Source organism: Thermococcus sp. 9N3, assembly GCF_012027685.1.
Taxonomy (GTDB): Archaea; Methanobacteriota_B; Thermococci; order Thermococcales; family Thermococcaceae; genus Thermococcus; species Thermococcus nautili.
The window spans coordinates 118,377-132,204 of record NZ_SNUV01000001.1; the positions used below are offsets into that span (position 1 = coordinate 118,377).

General features: G+C 55.9%; 16 protein-coding genes and 1 tRNA gene. 6 read left to right on the plus strand and 11 right to left on the minus strand.

The genetic code is table 11. From position 1 onward, the window contains the following. Positions 1 to 5 precede the first annotated feature (5 nt). Entirely contained in the window at positions 6 to 707 is a 702-nt protein-coding gene (locus E3E30_RS00645) for a hypothetical protein (protein ID WP_167728108.1), read from the plus strand. Here E3E30_RS00645 and E3E30_RS00650 read toward each other — a convergent pair. Next, complete coding sequence (locus E3E30_RS00650; RefSeq protein ID WP_051482222.1) at positions 657 to 914, minus strand: hypothetical protein; 258 nt, start codon at positions 912 to 914, stop codon at positions 657 to 659. The two genes, E3E30_RS00645 and E3E30_RS00650, sit on opposite strands and share 51 nt — an antisense overlap. A 46-nt stretch (positions 915 to 960) precedes the next feature. Here E3E30_RS00650 and E3E30_RS00655 point away from each other — a divergent pair, with 46 nt between their 5' ends. Beyond that, complete coding sequence (locus E3E30_RS00655) at positions 961 to 2,883, plus strand: helicase C-terminal domain-containing protein (RefSeq protein WP_240922485.1); 1,923 nt, start codon at positions 961 to 963, stop codon at positions 2,881 to 2,883. Here E3E30_RS00655 and E3E30_RS00660 read toward each other — a convergent pair. The 6 genes from E3E30_RS00660 to E3E30_RS00685 all read right to left on the minus strand — a co-directional run bounded on the left by E3E30_RS00660 (position 2,870) and on the right by E3E30_RS00685 (position 7,358). Further along, positions 2,870 to 3,232 carry a hypothetical protein gene (locus tag E3E30_RS00660; protein WP_099211814.1) on the minus strand — a complete coding sequence of 121 codons (363 nt, stop codon included), beginning with the start codon at positions 3,230 to 3,232 and terminating at the stop codon, positions 2,870 to 2,872. The genes E3E30_RS00655 and E3E30_RS00660 overlap by 14 nt on opposite strands. Positions 3,233 to 3,723: 491 nt before the next feature. Next, a tRNA-Met gene (locus E3E30_RS00665) sits at positions 3,724 to 3,831 on the minus strand. A 52-nt stretch (positions 3,832 to 3,883) separates the two neighbouring features. Then, positions 3,884 to 4,498, minus strand: coding sequence for a rhomboid family intramembrane serine protease (locus E3E30_RS00670; RefSeq protein WP_167728110.1), 615 nt, complete (start codon positions 4,496 to 4,498; stop codon positions 3,884 to 3,886). After that, a complete protein-coding gene (locus E3E30_RS00675) occupies positions 4,488 to 5,258 on the minus strand; it encodes a bifunctional fructose-bisphosphatase/inositol-phosphate phosphatase (protein WP_167728111.1) in 771 nt (256 codons plus the stop codon). The genes E3E30_RS00670 and E3E30_RS00675 overlap by 11 nt, the downstream gene beginning before the upstream one ends. Before the next feature lie 5 nt (positions 5,259 to 5,263). Next, the gene (locus tag E3E30_RS00680) at positions 5,264 to 6,073 is read right to left on the minus strand and encodes a DUF63 family protein (RefSeq protein WP_167728112.1); all 810 of its coding nucleotides are present in this window, start codon (positions 6,071 to 6,073) and stop codon (positions 5,264 to 5,266) included. 31 nt (positions 6,074 to 6,104) lie between these two features. Further along, positions 6,105 to 7,358, minus strand: a complete 1,254-nt coding sequence (locus E3E30_RS00685) for an ATP-binding protein (protein ID WP_167728113.1) — start codon at positions 7,356 to 7,358, stop codon at positions 6,105 to 6,107. Positions 7,359 to 7,544: 186 nt separating this feature from the next. Between E3E30_RS00685 and E3E30_RS00690 the strand changes: the two genes are divergently transcribed. Both E3E30_RS00690 and E3E30_RS00695 read left to right on the plus strand, forming a co-directional pair. Then, complete coding sequence (locus tag E3E30_RS00690; RefSeq protein ID WP_167728114.1) at positions 7,545 to 8,597, plus strand: NAD(P)-dependent glycerol-1-phosphate dehydrogenase; 1,053 nt, start codon at positions 7,545 to 7,547, stop codon at positions 8,595 to 8,597. Positions 8,598 to 8,631: 34 nt separating this feature from the next. Continuing rightward, a complete protein-coding gene (locus E3E30_RS00695) occupies positions 8,632 to 9,066 on the plus strand; it encodes a UPF0179 family protein (RefSeq protein ID WP_042690696.1) in 435 nt (144 codons plus the stop codon). Here E3E30_RS00695 and E3E30_RS00700 read toward each other — a convergent pair whose 3' ends face one another. From E3E30_RS00700 to E3E30_RS00710, 3 genes are read right to left on the minus strand one after another with little or no spacing between them, the layout of a single operon-like run. Further along, the gene (locus E3E30_RS00700; RefSeq protein WP_167728115.1) at positions 9,067 to 10,059 is read right to left on the minus strand and encodes a biotin-dependent carboxyltransferase family protein; all 993 of its coding nucleotides are present in this window, start codon (positions 10,057 to 10,059) and stop codon (positions 9,067 to 9,069) included. Beyond that, the gene (pxpB, locus tag E3E30_RS00705) at positions 10,052 to 10,738 is read right to left on the minus strand and encodes a 5-oxoprolinase subunit PxpB (RefSeq protein WP_167728116.1); all 687 of its coding nucleotides are present in this window, start codon (positions 10,736 to 10,738) and stop codon (positions 10,052 to 10,054) included. The genes E3E30_RS00700 and pxpB overlap by 8 nt, the downstream gene beginning before the upstream one ends. A 4-nt stretch (positions 10,739 to 10,742) precedes the next feature. Continuing rightward, a complete protein-coding gene (locus E3E30_RS00710; RefSeq protein ID WP_167728117.1) occupies positions 10,743 to 11,510 on the minus strand; it encodes a 5-oxoprolinase subunit PxpA in 768 nt (255 codons plus the stop codon). A 58-nt stretch (positions 11,511 to 11,568) separates the two neighbouring features. Between E3E30_RS00710 and E3E30_RS00715 the strand changes: the two genes are divergently transcribed. Next, positions 11,569 to 12,054 (plus strand): type II toxin-antitoxin system VapC family toxin, encoded by a 486-nt coding sequence (locus E3E30_RS00715; RefSeq protein WP_167728118.1) that lies wholly within the window; start codon positions 11,569 to 11,571, stop codon positions 12,052 to 12,054. On the opposite strand, the gene E3E30_RS00720 is transcribed toward E3E30_RS00715, so the two are convergent. Further along, complete coding sequence (locus tag E3E30_RS00720) at positions 12,039 to 12,572, minus strand: adenylate kinase family protein (protein WP_167728119.1); 534 nt, start codon at positions 12,570 to 12,572, stop codon at positions 12,039 to 12,041. The genes E3E30_RS00715 and E3E30_RS00720 overlap by 16 nt on opposite strands. 57 nt (positions 12,573 to 12,629) lie before the next feature. On the opposite strand from E3E30_RS00720, the gene E3E30_RS00725 reads away from it, so the two are divergent. Continuing rightward, on the plus strand, positions 12,630 to 13,709 hold the full coding sequence (locus E3E30_RS00725) for a DUF512 domain-containing protein (protein ID WP_167728120.1): 1,080 nt from the start codon (positions 12,630 to 12,632) through the stop codon (positions 13,707 to 13,709). Positions 13,710 to 13,828 lie beyond the last annotated feature (119 nt).

Consider the following 13,828-nt stretch of genomic DNA (forward strand, 5'->3'; position numbering starts at 1 on the left):
CAGCGATGGAATCAAGGACGGCAGAGATGCCTTTCTCGGCGGACTGGGAGGCCGTTAGGTGGGTGACATCGAAGCCAAGGGAACTCTTCAAGTCCCTGCCCTTCGAGGCAGAGGTATCGGGGGAAGAGCCGTTCGACGTTCAAATACGAATCAGGAGGAGATTATTTAAGTTTGAGTTCTCCGGCCGAATGAACGTGGCATTTGCAGATTCAACGGCCACCTACGTGATGAAGGGCCCGAAGGGACTGCTGATTCTCTCCGCTTCCGTTGACGGTGATGTCCTCCAGTCAAGGGCCTCCGCCGACCTCGTCGAGCGCTTTCTCGGTCGAAAGCTGGAAGCCCTTGTCAACGGCTTCGCCCTGGCGGTCTGCCGTTTCTCGGAAAGCTACCGGAGAATCGTCGGAAAAATCCTTCCGACTGGGGAGGGGGAGTTTTACATAAAGGACATGGCATCTGATGACCTTCCCCACCTTCTCAGGTACCTCCGCTTCAGCCTCGGGAACGGGACGTTCTCCCTCCGCGGAAAGGGCAACGGCGAGGAGTTCAGGATAACCGTCGAGAACGACGTGGTGAAAAGCATCGAGCACGAGAGCTCGGGTGGAAGCGCGATAGTCGAGGTGAACAAGCCACTGCTTGGCGTCGGTGAAGATGACTTCTCAGGCCTCGAGCTCAGGGGAGAGTACTTCCTCAGTGTTCTCCGTCGGTGACCTCTTCTCAAGCTTCCACAGCTCGTAAACCAGAAAAGCCAATCCGATTGCTATTCCCCCCAAGGCGAAGGGCCATTTGCTCGGCAGTGGGAGACCGCGATGCCACTCGTGGAGCAGGTAGTTCTGGTAGAGGAACAGGTAGCCGAGCCACGCTATAATAACCGCCTCAATGCCGTATTCGACCAGCTTCTTCTCTCGCTCCTCCATCTTCACCACGGGAAAGGTTAAAAGCGACCCGTTAAAAACTCTTCCCATGCAACCAGACCTCCAGTACTTTCCCTACGACACCCTCAGGCCCAATCAGGCAGAGTTTATCGAGCTCGTGCGCGAAACTGCCGAGAGGGGAGAGAACGCCATAATCGAGGCACCTACCGGCTTCGGTAAGACCGTGAGCGTTCTGGCCGGCGTTCTTCCAATAGCTGAAGAGCTCGGCCTCAAGGTTCTCTACTTAGCCCGAACGCACAGGCAGATGGACAGAGTTATAGAGGAGCTCAAGGCGATAAACCGGAAGGCGAGGGTTTCTGGGGTTGAGCTCAGGAGCAGGAAGGAGCTGTGCCTCCACAACTACCTCACCCAGTTCACGAGCGACGCCTACACAGCCATGGTGGTCTGCAAGAACCTGAAGAAGCTTGGAAAGTGCCCCTTCTACGAGAACGAGAAGAAGAAAAAGGCCGAGTTCAGCGAGCTTGTCAACTTCTTCCTCGAGAGTCCGTCCCACCCCTCTGAAATCCTGAGCTACGCGGAGACGCTCGAGCTCTGCCCCTACGACCTGACGAGGAAGATAGCCGAGAAAGCGGACGTCATCGTCGCCAGCTACCTCTACGCGATAAGCCCGGGCATAAGGGAGAGCCTGATAAGCTCGCTCGGCGTGGATTATTCGGACCTTATAATCGTCTTCGACGAGGCCCACAATCTGCCGGACCAGGCCATCTCGGCTTTGAGCGACAGGCTGAGCATACACACCCTCAACAGGGCCATCAAGGAGGCCGACGAGTACAGGGAGAACGAGATAGCCAACTTTCTGAGCATACTCAGCAGGGGCCTTGAGTTGCTCTTCCGTGAGAAGCTCGCCGACAGGGAAATCCAGGAAACCCCGATTCAGCCCGAGCTGGTCTTCGTCCACCTCATGAGAACCCTCGGGATAAGCGAGCGCTGGCTCGTCAAAACGCTGAACGAGATGGTCTCAATAGGCGAAGCGATAAGGGAGGACAGGATAGAGAAGGGCAAACCTCCGAGGAGCTACATCGGTCGCGTTGGCGAGTTCCTGCTCCTCTGGTTCTCGCTCATCGGAAGGGAGGACTACCTCTTCCTGCTCAGCAGGGAAAAAGGCCTGAGCCTTGAGCTCGTGGCTTTGGACCCATCGAAGGCGTTGACCTTTCTCAGGGAAGTCCACAGTGCCTTCTTCATCTCCGGAACGCTCACCCCGCTTGAGGCCTTCCGCGACGTCATGGGCATCGAAAAAGCCAGGCTGAAGAAGTTTCCGAGGATGGTGAAGCGCGAAAACGCGCAGGTTCTGGTCGCCAAAGACGTCTCGACGCGCGGTGAGGAGCGCTCGCTCCAGGTTTACAGGAAGATGGTCGATTATATCGTCGAGGCCGTTAAGCTAATCCCCAAGAACGTTGGCGTCTTTACAGCCTCTTATGAAGTTCTCCAGGGCCTCCTCTCGGCCAACCTCGAGGTTAGACTTGAGGGAACGGGAAAGGCGGTATTCATCGAGAGGCAGGGAGTAAGCTCTGCCGAGAACGACGCGATGGTGGCTTCGTTTAAAGCCCATGCGAAGGGCAACGGGGCGGTTCTGCTCGGCGTCATGGGCGGGAGGAACAGCGAGGGACAGGATTACTCTGGCGACGAGATGAACGGGGTTATACTGGTCGGGATTCCCTACGCGAGGCCAACTCCGCGCGTGCAGGCCCAGATAAGGTACTTCGAGCGGAAGTTCCCGGGAAAGGGCCGTTACTACGGTTATTATCTCCCTGCCCACAGGAAACTGGTTCAGGCAGCCGGAAGGGTTCACCGCTCTGCGGAGGAGAAGGGCTCGATAATAATCCTCGACTACCGCGTCCTCTGGAGGAACGTCAGGAAGGACTTTCCAGACTGGATGGTGGAAACCATGAGGCCCGTTGACCTGGCGAGGATGAGGCTTTACCTGAAGAGGTTCTGGCTCAGCGGACCGTGAACTCCTTTTCGACCCTGACCTTGGCCCCGTTCACATAGGCCACCTTGACGACCTTGTATCTTCCTGGCGGGAGCTCCACCGGTAACTTTTGCTCTATCGTTTCACCGGGGATTAGGACGATTTTGCGGTTTAGAAACACTATCCCCGGGTCAAGCCTCTGCCAGAAACCGACGTACTCGTAGAGCTCAATCTCGTTGTCCGTCTCGACCTTGAAGGTGTTTGGGTTCGTTACCCAGACGACGAGTTCTCCCTTCCGGGGCTTGACGTCGATGTCGAGCTCGACCTCCGGTGGTGCGCCGACGTTTATGACACCGACTTTGTCATCGGAGGGTACTTTAACAATCTTCATCAGGGTCTACATTGACATCTTTTTAGATAAACTTTCCGGAGGAAGCTTTGCACATCCTTTAAGGAAGGCCGGTGAAAAGCACCTTTCTCTTCGGGAAGCAGAAAAACGGTCGTGCACTAACAAGGGGCAAGCCAGTAGAGGGTTTAACACTGCAACAAAATCCTCTGGTATGGTTTCAATTTCTTATCCGTGCCCTTTGGGCACCTTTTCTAAGTGAAACACTCGCCAGGCAAGCTTTAGGAAAGCTTGACCAAAAGTGCCAAACCCCCAAAACGGGCGAAGATGAGCCGCATGTCTATCAAACAGTCTGTCAATTGGGGGTTTACGTTCACGCTCGCTTGGGGAGAGTGTTTGACTTGTAATGCGCCCGAAGGGCGCTAACGGGAGGAAAACACGTTCAAAACTGGCAGGTTTGGAAGTAAACCCCCTAAGAACAAGCCATTCATGAGGCACGCCAACTTTGATGAAACTTTTCGCCAGAAAAGTTTCTGTGGTGCCGGGGCGGGGCTTTGAACCCCGGACCTCTCGGTTTCTCAGGCTCCCCCGAGGGGGAGTGGCCCTATGAGCCGAGCGCTCTGACCAGGCTAAGCTACCCCGGCACTGCCCGAGCGCTCGACCTATACCTTCCGGCGGGCGTTTTTAAATCTTTCGCTAATAGTAGTCGTACGCGTAGGCCCACGTTAGCTTCCTCTTTATGACCTTGCCGTAGTAGTAGCCTATGAGGATTCCGGCGAGAAGTCCGCCGAGGTGGGCGTAGGCGTTAACCCTCGGCAGGAAGCTGTTGATTAGGAACAGCACGAAGGCGTTCATAAGGGCCCCCTGCATGTTCCCTCCGACGACGCCGGTGATTGTTATCAACGCCCCCGCGATACCGAAGAGCGCCCCGCTCGCGCCCGCACTGACGACGTTGGGGGGCATGAGGAACAGCGTCAGGAGGTTTCCGGCTAAGCCTGAGACTATGTAAATCATGGCGACCCGCTTGGGCCCGAGTATTCTCTCAAGCTGGCTTCCCATGACGAGGAGGAAGTAGGTGTTGAAGAAGATGTGGATTATGTTCACGTGGACGAACATCGCCGTGAAGGGTTGCCACCAGGCCCCGAGGTGCAGAACAGCGTAGTTCCACTGGCCGAGGGTCGCTAAGACGTTCCCGCTGATGCTTATCGGGTTCCTGCTGAGGATTGCCTCAACCACATAGACGGCGACGTTTATGAGGAAGAGCGTGAAGGTTGCCTTCCCGTAGCGGTGGAAGTAGCGCTCAAGGCTCATTCTCCAGCTCCTCCAGGATTATTTTGAGTATTCTCTCGTTCGCGACGGCGATAACGTTGGTGTTAACCTCAGCCTTTAGCTCGAACTCAAGAGGCTTTCCCTTCTCGTCGGTCACCAGTCCACCGGCTTCCCTGACGAGCATAACCCCTGCCGCTATGTCCGTCGGCCTCACGTAGTTCCTTATGTCAAAGACCCCGTCGAGCGAGCCCTTGGCGGTGTAAGCCATCTCCACCGCTATCGCTCCGAGAACGCGGACCCGTTTAACCCTCTTCACGAGTCCGAGGCATCTTCCGCGCGTGTAGAAGCTTATCGCTTCCTTCCCCGGCTCGGGCTCGTTGACGTGAATCTGCCTTCCGTTAAGGTAAGCCCCCTCACCCGGAATCGCCTCGTAGAAGGCCTTCGGGAAGAACTCGTAGATTGCCCCGTAAACGGGTTTCCTCCCCTTGAAGACGGCGAAGCTGAAGGCGAATATCGGGATTCCCATCGAGAAGTTGTAGGAGCCGTCGAGGGGGTCAACAACAACTGTGTAGTCGCTCCCGACGTCTATCTCCCCGACCTCCTCGCTCACTATGTTGACGCCGAGCGGTTTGAGGTGCCTTATAATCAGGTCTTCCGCGACCTTGTCAACGTATTTCGTCACGTCACCGCTCACGTTCGTTCCAACGTTTTCACCAGCCTTCTTCGTGCCGAAGAGGGGCATTATCGTTTTCTCCAAATCCTTTGCCATGTTGAGTGCAATCTCGTTCCAGGCGAACTCCATACGAATCACCTCAATAGCGTTATGAGCAGGTTCCTCGTTCCCGGGCCGAATCCGAGGATGAAGACCGTCAGCTTGACGAAGTTTATAAGCTCGGGGTCCTCATCGGTCATCAGCCTGTCGAGAACGTAAACCACGAGCGTGATTATAACGAGCTTCTCGAGGTACATGACGGCTGGCGTTCCAAACAGGTTCATCAGCGTCCTCGCGAGAACGTGCTGTTCCCAGAAGCCGAAGAACTGGATTCCAACGAATGTCGTTGTCGCGTCGTAGAAGTGTGTGTAGAAGAGTACCCTGTTGTTCCCCACGAGCTCGAACTTCCTTGAGAGGAGCCAGATGAAGGATTCCGCAACAAGGAGGCTTGGGAGGAAGTACTTGAAGTAGTCCCACCTGACGGACACCCTGTCCCAGTTAATCACCATTATGAAGAGCAGGCCCGTGACGAGAACCCACCCGAAGTCACGGTAGATTGGATAGAGCCTGTCGTCCGGTCCGAGATGCCTCCAGACGGCGAATAGGGACGCTATCGCGAAGCCGGCTATAACGAAGTAGCCACCGGGGCTAACGGTCAAATAGGTCCTCGGGAGCAGGCCTATGTCGGTCATGCTCCTCATCAGCGGGCCGAGGATGATGTAGGGCATAAGAGCCACGAAGAAGCGCTCGTCCACCTTTATCCTCATCCTCTTGAGCATCTTATACAGGAGCAGAACGGCGACGCCGAGGATTAAGGCGTAAACGAGGGTGTTCACGACGTTGTAACCTTGATTGTACTTTATAGGTTCAACGAAATAGCGGTAAAAAAACTCCCCAAAGCTCATTCGACCACCATAGACGGTTGTTCCGATGGCCTTAAAGCTTTTCCGTGAGGAAGCACCAGAGCGGAACGAAGCGGATTCCATCTTTCTCGTCTCTGTAGTCCCACGTTATCACCGTTAGGCTCTCCACGCCCAGCTTTCTGCCGGCGGACTTCAGGGCCTCGACTTCCCTCGGCCTTACGTCTCCAGAGTCCAGCGCGTACGTGACCTGAATCAGCTCGACTGGCTGGCCTCTCTTGGCTATCACGAAGTCAACCTCCCTGTGGTTCTTGTAGTGGTAAACCTCCACTTCCCGTCTCTTCAGCTCAAGGAACACCGCGAGCTCCATGAGCCTGCCCGTGTCGGGTGTAAATGAGAAAAGCCGTGGAAAGCCGGCGTCAACTGGGTAAACCTTTGGAATCGAAAGCTCCGAGGTTTTTAGGGAATAGCTGAACTTCTTCACCAGAAAGACGCTCATTGAATCCTCAAGATAGCTGAGGTACTCGTAGAGGACTCCCTTGCTGACCTTTATCCCCTGGGACTTGAGGGCGTTATAGAGGGCGTGAACGCTGAACTCCTTGGCGAAGGAACGCATCAGCGAGCGGAGGAGGAGCTTCATCACGTGGAGGTTTCTAACGCCGTAGCGCTCCACGACGTCCTTGTAGAGAACCATGTCGAGGTACTCTTCGAGGAGCTTCTCCCTAATCGTCTCGTTATCCTCAAGGACGACCCTTGGAAAGCCACCCCACTCGAGGTACTCTCTGAGGAGGGCCTTAAGCTCGGCTTCCCGCTTTGAGCTCAGGGGTCGTCTCACACGGTATCCCCTCGCCCTCAGGAACTCCCGAAACGAGAAGGGGAGCATCGTGTAGGTCAGCGTTCTTCCCCTCAGCCTTGAGGCTATCTCCATGGAGAGGAGCTTTGAAGAGGAGCCGGTTACGAAAACTGAATACCCTTCGTCGTGAAGGTACCTGACCATTCGCTCCCAGCCCTTGACAGCTTGAACCTCGTCGAGAAAGATGTAAGCCGGCTCGCCAAAGGCCTCATGATGGAGTTTAAGGACGTCCATGATGTCCCTTGACTCAAATCCCTCGAAGATGGGATGCTCGAAGTCTATGTAGAGAACGTCCTCGCGCGGGAGTTCTTTAATGAGCTGGTAGAAGTAGAAGGTTTTTCCGCTCCGCCGCGGCCCGATTAGGGTTATGATTTGCCCGCTCTTTAGGGGAACTCTCAATTCACGCTCAACGGCTTCTGGGAGCTTTTTCTCTTGGAAGTCCGCCAGGTACTGGAGGGTTAAATCTTTGTCAATCATGGTCTTTTATGAGAGGAAATATTATTTAAATATTTCCTTATGTGGAAGACCAAAATTGAACCCTTGAACCAAGCCACGCTGGGTCTCCAAAGGGACTCAAGAAGTCTCTGGACTTTTTAAGGTCGCCATAGACGGTTGTTCCGATAGCCTTAAAGCTTTTCCTTCCGAGAGGTTAGGGGTGGGAGAATGAAGGGACTTCACCTGATGCAGCTTCCCCGCGAGGTTTTGCTGGGCGAGGACCTTAAAGGGGAAGTTGTGAACGTTGCGAGACGGCTGGGCCTCGGCGAGAAGGCCCTCATACTCTACGGGCCGAGAACGAAGGAGATAGCGGGTAAAGAGGTTGAGGAGAGCCTTAAATCCGAGTACGAAGTCGTTTCGCTCACCGTCAGAAAGGGCGCGACGATGGAGGAAGTTGAGAGGACGATAGACCTGATAAAGGACGAGAGCGCCGACTGGGTCATAGCGGTTGGCGGGGGGAGCATAATAGACGTCGCCAAGCTCGCCTCCTTCAAAACGGGCGTTCCCTTCATCAGCTTCCCAACTACGGCCTCCCACGACGGCATAGCGAGCGCCAACGCCTCGATAAGGGATTTGGGTGCCAAAACTTCAGTCAAGGCCGTCCCGCCGATAGCGGTCATAGCGGACGTCAAGGTCATCAAAACCGCACCCTACCGCTACCTCGCGGCGGGGGTTGGGGACACTATAAGCAACCTGACGGCCGTAAAGGACTGGCAGTTGGCGCACAGGATTCGGGGAGAGTACTACAGCGAGTATGCGGCCTCGCTCAGTCTAATGAGCGCCAAGATGGTCATGAGGAACGCTGACATAATACGGCTCGGCAACGAGGAGAGCGTTAGGAAAGTTATAAAGGCCCTAATCTCCACGGGCGTTGCCATGAGCATAGCAGGCTCTTCAAGACCCGCGAGCGGTGCGGAGCACCTCTTCAGCCATGCCCTTGACATGCTCCTCGACAAACCGGCTCTGCACGGCGAGCAGACGGGGCTCGGGACGATTATAATGGCCTACCTTCACGGCATGAAGTGGGAGCGCGTTAGGGAAACCTTAAAGAGGGTCGGCGCACCAACTACAGCATACGAGCTCGGAATCGAGCCGGAAATTATAATTGAGGCCCTAACTATCGCCCACACGATAAGGCCCGAGCGCTACACAATCCTTGGAAAGGACGGCCTCACCCGCGAAGCAGCCGAGAAAGCCGCTAAAATCACCGGAGTTATCTGACTATCATCTCTCACAACTTCAGGAGGTGTTTGGAATGGCCATAATCACGTTAGTTGGTGAAAAGCTTGCGAAACCGGGTGTTGAGTTCATATTCTATGGACCGGCCGAGCCGTGCAAAACCTGCAAGCTGGCAGGGGTATGCGTCGGAAACCTTGAACCGGGCAGGAGGTACAAGATTCTGCGCGTGAGGAGCATGCCGTCGCACTCCTGTCCACTGCACGAGGGCAAGGTTAGGGTTGTTGAAGTCGTCGAGCCGAGCGTTGAGGTGGCGATAGAGCCGAGATTAGCTATAGTCGGCTCGATAATCCAGCTGAAGTTCGAGGAGTGCAGTGACCCCAAGAAGAGGGACCTCTTCAAGCCGGAGGGCCTCTTTGAAGGCGACCACGTGAAAATCATCGAGATAACGGGAGAAATCGAGTGCGACGGAAAGACCTACAAGATTGCCAAGGTAATGCGCAAGAAGGAGTGATTACTCCCCCGCGAATGCTATCGTCTCCGCTTTTTCGGTTTTTATCCTGTATGCCCTCATTCTCCCGGCAAGGAAAAGCCTTATCGCCTCAAGCGTCTTCTCCTTCTTCAAGAGCTCGTTTCTGGCCTCTTCGACGCTCGTCTCCCTAAAGCGCACCCTAAAGCCCGGCCTCAGCTGGGCGAGCCGGTGCAGATGTGCACTCTCAACGACGCCAATCCTCGCGTAACCGCCGGTGGTTTGAGCGTCGCGCATCATCACGATTGGCTTTCTGTTGGCCGGAACCTGAACCGTTCCGGGGACGAGCGGGCCAGTGACTATCCCCGCTCCCTTCTCGGAGTGCTCTATCTCTTTTCCGTCGAGGCGGTAGCCCATCCTGTCCGATTCCGGCGTTACGGTGTAGGCCTCGCTCAGGAACGTTCTCACTCCTTCCTCGGTGAAGTGTTCCAAATCCGGGCCAAGGACGACACCGACGGTTATCTCCTCCGCCGAGTAGTTCGGCCTCAGTCCCTCAGGAAGTCTGCGCCCCTCTTTGCCGGTCAATATTGCGTAGCCGAGGGTTAGTTTATCGCCGGCCTTTAGTGGCCTTCCAAGACCCGCTTTGGCGTAGGTCGAGCAACTGCCCAAGAGCTTCTCGCACTTTATTCCGCCAGCGAAGGCAATGTAGCCGTAGAGGCCGCTCCTCAGCGTCCCGACTTTGAGGACGTCTCCCCTCTTCACCCAGTGGCTCGTCCAGGGCTCGATGGGAACGCCGTTGAGTCTCACCTCAACGTCGCCGGCAACGGCGAAAACCGCTGAAGCGTTGAATCTCAGCGTTGGTCCCCTCAGGAGGAACTCCAAAAGCGAGGCATCGCCGGGGTTTCCGACGAGGTAGTTGGCAATCCTCGCGGAGCAGTCGTCCATGTAGCCCGAAACTGGGACGCCGAGCTTTCTGTATCCTTTCCGGCCGGAGTCCTGAACCGTCAGCAAAGACGGGACCTTGAGGAGTTCAATCATTTTCGCGCCCCCATTCGGCTTTGTAGAGCTCTTCGAACTCTCCTTCATCAATCGGTACGAACTTTACCCTGTCGCCGGGCTGGAGGAGCGTCGGCGGTTCCTTCGATGGGTTGAAGAGCCTCAGTGGTGTTCTCCCGATGAGCCTCCAGCCCCCGGGGCTTTCGAGGGGATAGATGCCTGTCTGCTTCCCCGCTATCCCAACGGAGCCGGCGGGAACCTTCAGGCGGGGCTTCTCAAGGCGGGGCGTCGCTATGCGCTCGTCTATTCCACCCAGGTAGGCAAAGCCGGGCAGGAAGCCGAGGAAGTAGACGCGGTAGATAGGTTTTGAGTGGATTTCAATGACCTCTTCAGGAGTCAGGCCATTGTATTCCGCTACGAACTCCAAATCCGGGCCGTGCTCACCGCCGTAAAGAACTGGAATCTCAACGAGCCTCCCTTCGAACTTCTCGGCCGAGAACTCAAGCCCCTGGATTGCCTGCTTGACCCCCTCGAAGTCTATATGATTAGCATCGTAGATTACCGCGAGGGAAGAGTAGGCCGGAACGACTTCGACGAGCCACTCGAAGTTGGCTTTTTCTATCGCCCCAGCGAGGGCGTGAGTGCGGTCGTTTGTCTCTTCGTCGATGACCTCTCCGAAGGAGACGAGCAACGCCGAGTCGCCGAGGGGTTTGAAGTTCATGCTCTCACCTGATGAACGCTTTCATCGGCACTATTCTAACCCCTTCCCTCTCAAGGACCTCCCGGATGTGCTTTGCTATCTCAACGGCCTTCGGGTTGTCGCCGTGGACGCAGATGGTGTCCACCTTAAGCTCAATCCACTCGCCGTTGATTGCTCTAACCCCACCGTCCTTGACCATAGAGATAACGCGCTCCGCTATCTCATCCTTGTCGTGGATTACAGCGTTAGGCTTCGAGCGCGGGACGAGGGTCCCGTCGGGGTTGTAGGCCCTGTCAGCGAAGACCTCGTGGGCAACCTTAACGCCCATCTCCTCCGCTATTTCTGCTGGTTTCGAGCCTGAGAGCGTTACAAAAATTAGCTTTTTATCGAAGTCGGCGATTCCTTCAATCACGGCTCTTGCAAGCTCCCCCTCTTTAACGAGGGCGTTGTAAAGTGCCCCGTGCGGTTTGACGTGCTGGAGTTCGAGACCTTCAGCCCTCGTGAACGCGTAGAGTGCTCCAATCTGGTAGAGGACGTAGTTCCTTGCCTCCTCGGGCGTGAGCTTTATGTACCTCCTCCCGAAGCCCATCAAATCAGGGTAACCCGGATGCGCGCCGACTGCAACCCCCTTCTCCTTTGCGAGCCTGACTGTCTTTCTCATTACCAGCGGGTCGCCGGCGTGCCAGCCGGTGGCGACGTTGGCGCTCGTGATGTAGTTCATGACCTCCTCGTCGAGACCCAACTTGTACCTCCCAAAGCTCTCCCCGAGGTCGGAGTTCAAATCCACTCTCATGCTCCCACCGGCCTCATTTCGACGGAAATCTAAAAAAGGCTTTCCCAGAGTTTGAACTATGCAGGTAATTGACGCCGCCATCTTCATCCAGGGAATAGACGTCGAGGGCTTCACGACGCCGAAGGTCGTTGAAGAGGTCAAGGACCCAGAGTCGAGGCTCTTCCTTGAGGGTCTGATAAGCGCGGGAAAGGTTAAGGTGCTCGTTCCCTCAAAGGAGAGCGTTGAAGCAGTTATGGAAGCCGCAAGAAGGACGGGTGAGCTCAACGAGCTCAGCGAGGCTGACGTTGAAGTTCTCGCCCTGGCGTACGAGCTCAAAGCCACTCTCCTCACCGACGACTACAACCTCCAGAACATAGCAAAAACCATTGGGATTCCCTTCAAGACCCTAAAGCGGGGGATAAAGCGCGTAATCCGCTGGAACTACGTCTGCATTGGCTGTGGGAAGCGCTTTTCCGAGATGCCCCCTGGAGGAGTCTGCCCTGACTGTGGCAGTCCCGTTAAGCTCATACCGAGAAAAAAGAGGAGGCGTCAGAGGCGCAGGTAGGGAATTACCTCGTCGTAGACCTCGCTCCAGTCAACTACGCCGACCCTTCTCCTGACACCTTTCTCAATCAGCCCCAAAATCTCGTTCACAACCTCTTCCGGCGTCTTTCTGGTCGTGTCAACCTCTATGACGTTCTCGTTCTCCTCAAGGGCCTCGACAAGAATGACATCAACCAACTCGGCCTCGACGTTTTCTCCAATTTTCTCCTTCGAATAGCCCCTCTCCTTCAGCCTTTCACCGATTAGCTTCGGATGTGCCCTAAGTACAACCACGAGGTCTGCGTTGAGGAAGTGGCTGAGATGCCCGTCAACGACGACGTTCTTCCCCTTGAAGTCCCGCTCGAAGTTGTAGGCCAGCTCGTCCACCTCGACCTCGAGCTCATCTCCCTTCATCTCGCCGATGCCCTTTTCCATCGCGTAGTCCCTCAGGCTGACGTACTCGTAGCCGAGCTTTTGAGCCAAAAGCTTCGAAACCGTCGTCTTTCCGACCCCGGGCGTTCCGGTTACCGCGATTATCATGCCACCACCGTACCGGGTTCACCTTAAGCTTTTAAAAACCCAGCCCGAGTTTCGAGCATGTACGAGTTCACCGAGGACTTCAAGCTGAGGAGAATCACTAAGTACGAGCTCGATGGCGTCGATGAGCGGGACGATTTGGTAGTCATTCCTCCGTCGAGCAGGGCCGGCCCGTGCGGGAGCTACTGCCTCTTCTGCTACCTCCGGCAGAATCCGCCCGAGATGATTTACCGCGTTTCCTTCCACGACACCCTGAACGACCCGGAGCTCGAGAGAAGGATTGCCTACGTGAGCGAGCACTATCCCGAGCTATGGATTCGAGTTACCGACACGGCTGGAAACGTCGGGCTCGACGAGAAGAGAATTGAGAGCCTCCAGAACGCCGGCCTCGACGAGATGCAGATTTCAGTCCACACGACGAAGAAGGAAAAGAGGATTGCCCTCATGAGGAGCCCGCTCGCCGGTAAACTTATAGACCTCCTTCCCTTCGTGGCCCGGACCTTCCGGGTCATAGCGGACATAATCCTAACGCCGGGCTACAACGTTGACGACATCGGGGAGATAATAGAGGATTTGGCCTCGATGGACGTTGCCGAGGTCAGGCTTTTCCCCGTTGGGGTGACGAGATACAACCGGGACGTTAGGCCCCTAACGAGGGACGAGCTAATCTTCGTCAAGGAAACCGCCCTCGATGTCGGAAATGAGACCGGGATAAAGGTCGTGATTCCGCCCATCTTTAAGGCCCTCCTCGGCGAGTTCCGGCTCGATGTGGGTCCCTTTGAAATCGAGCCCGGGATGCCGACCTACATACTGACCGGCGAGCTGGCCTATCCAGAGCTGAGGCGAATCTTCCCGAGGATTCCGGTTGTGGCGGTTAAAAACGAGTTCTTCGGCGGGAACATAGGAACTGCCGGCCTGCTCACGGGTAGGGACGTTCTCAGAACCGTTGAAAAGCTTCCGGAGGTTGACCTCGGCCTTGTCCTGCTCCCGGAGCTGATGTTCTACGGCGACAGAACACTGGACGGCTTCACGCGAGAGGAGCTCGTTTCGAGAATCCTCGTGGAGAAGGGCTACATCGTCGAGAGCGCCCTCGAGCCGGTTGAGATACCGCGCGTTCTTGAGAAGGTTGGGGCAATTTAGCGCCCCGGACCGGCTCGGCGCTCATAGGGTATATCATCGCCTTCGCTCATCCCGTCTTGGATTCTTCACGGCCGGCCCGGGACGGCGTCAGGGCCAGTCCTCGTCATCACAGCGCTCGG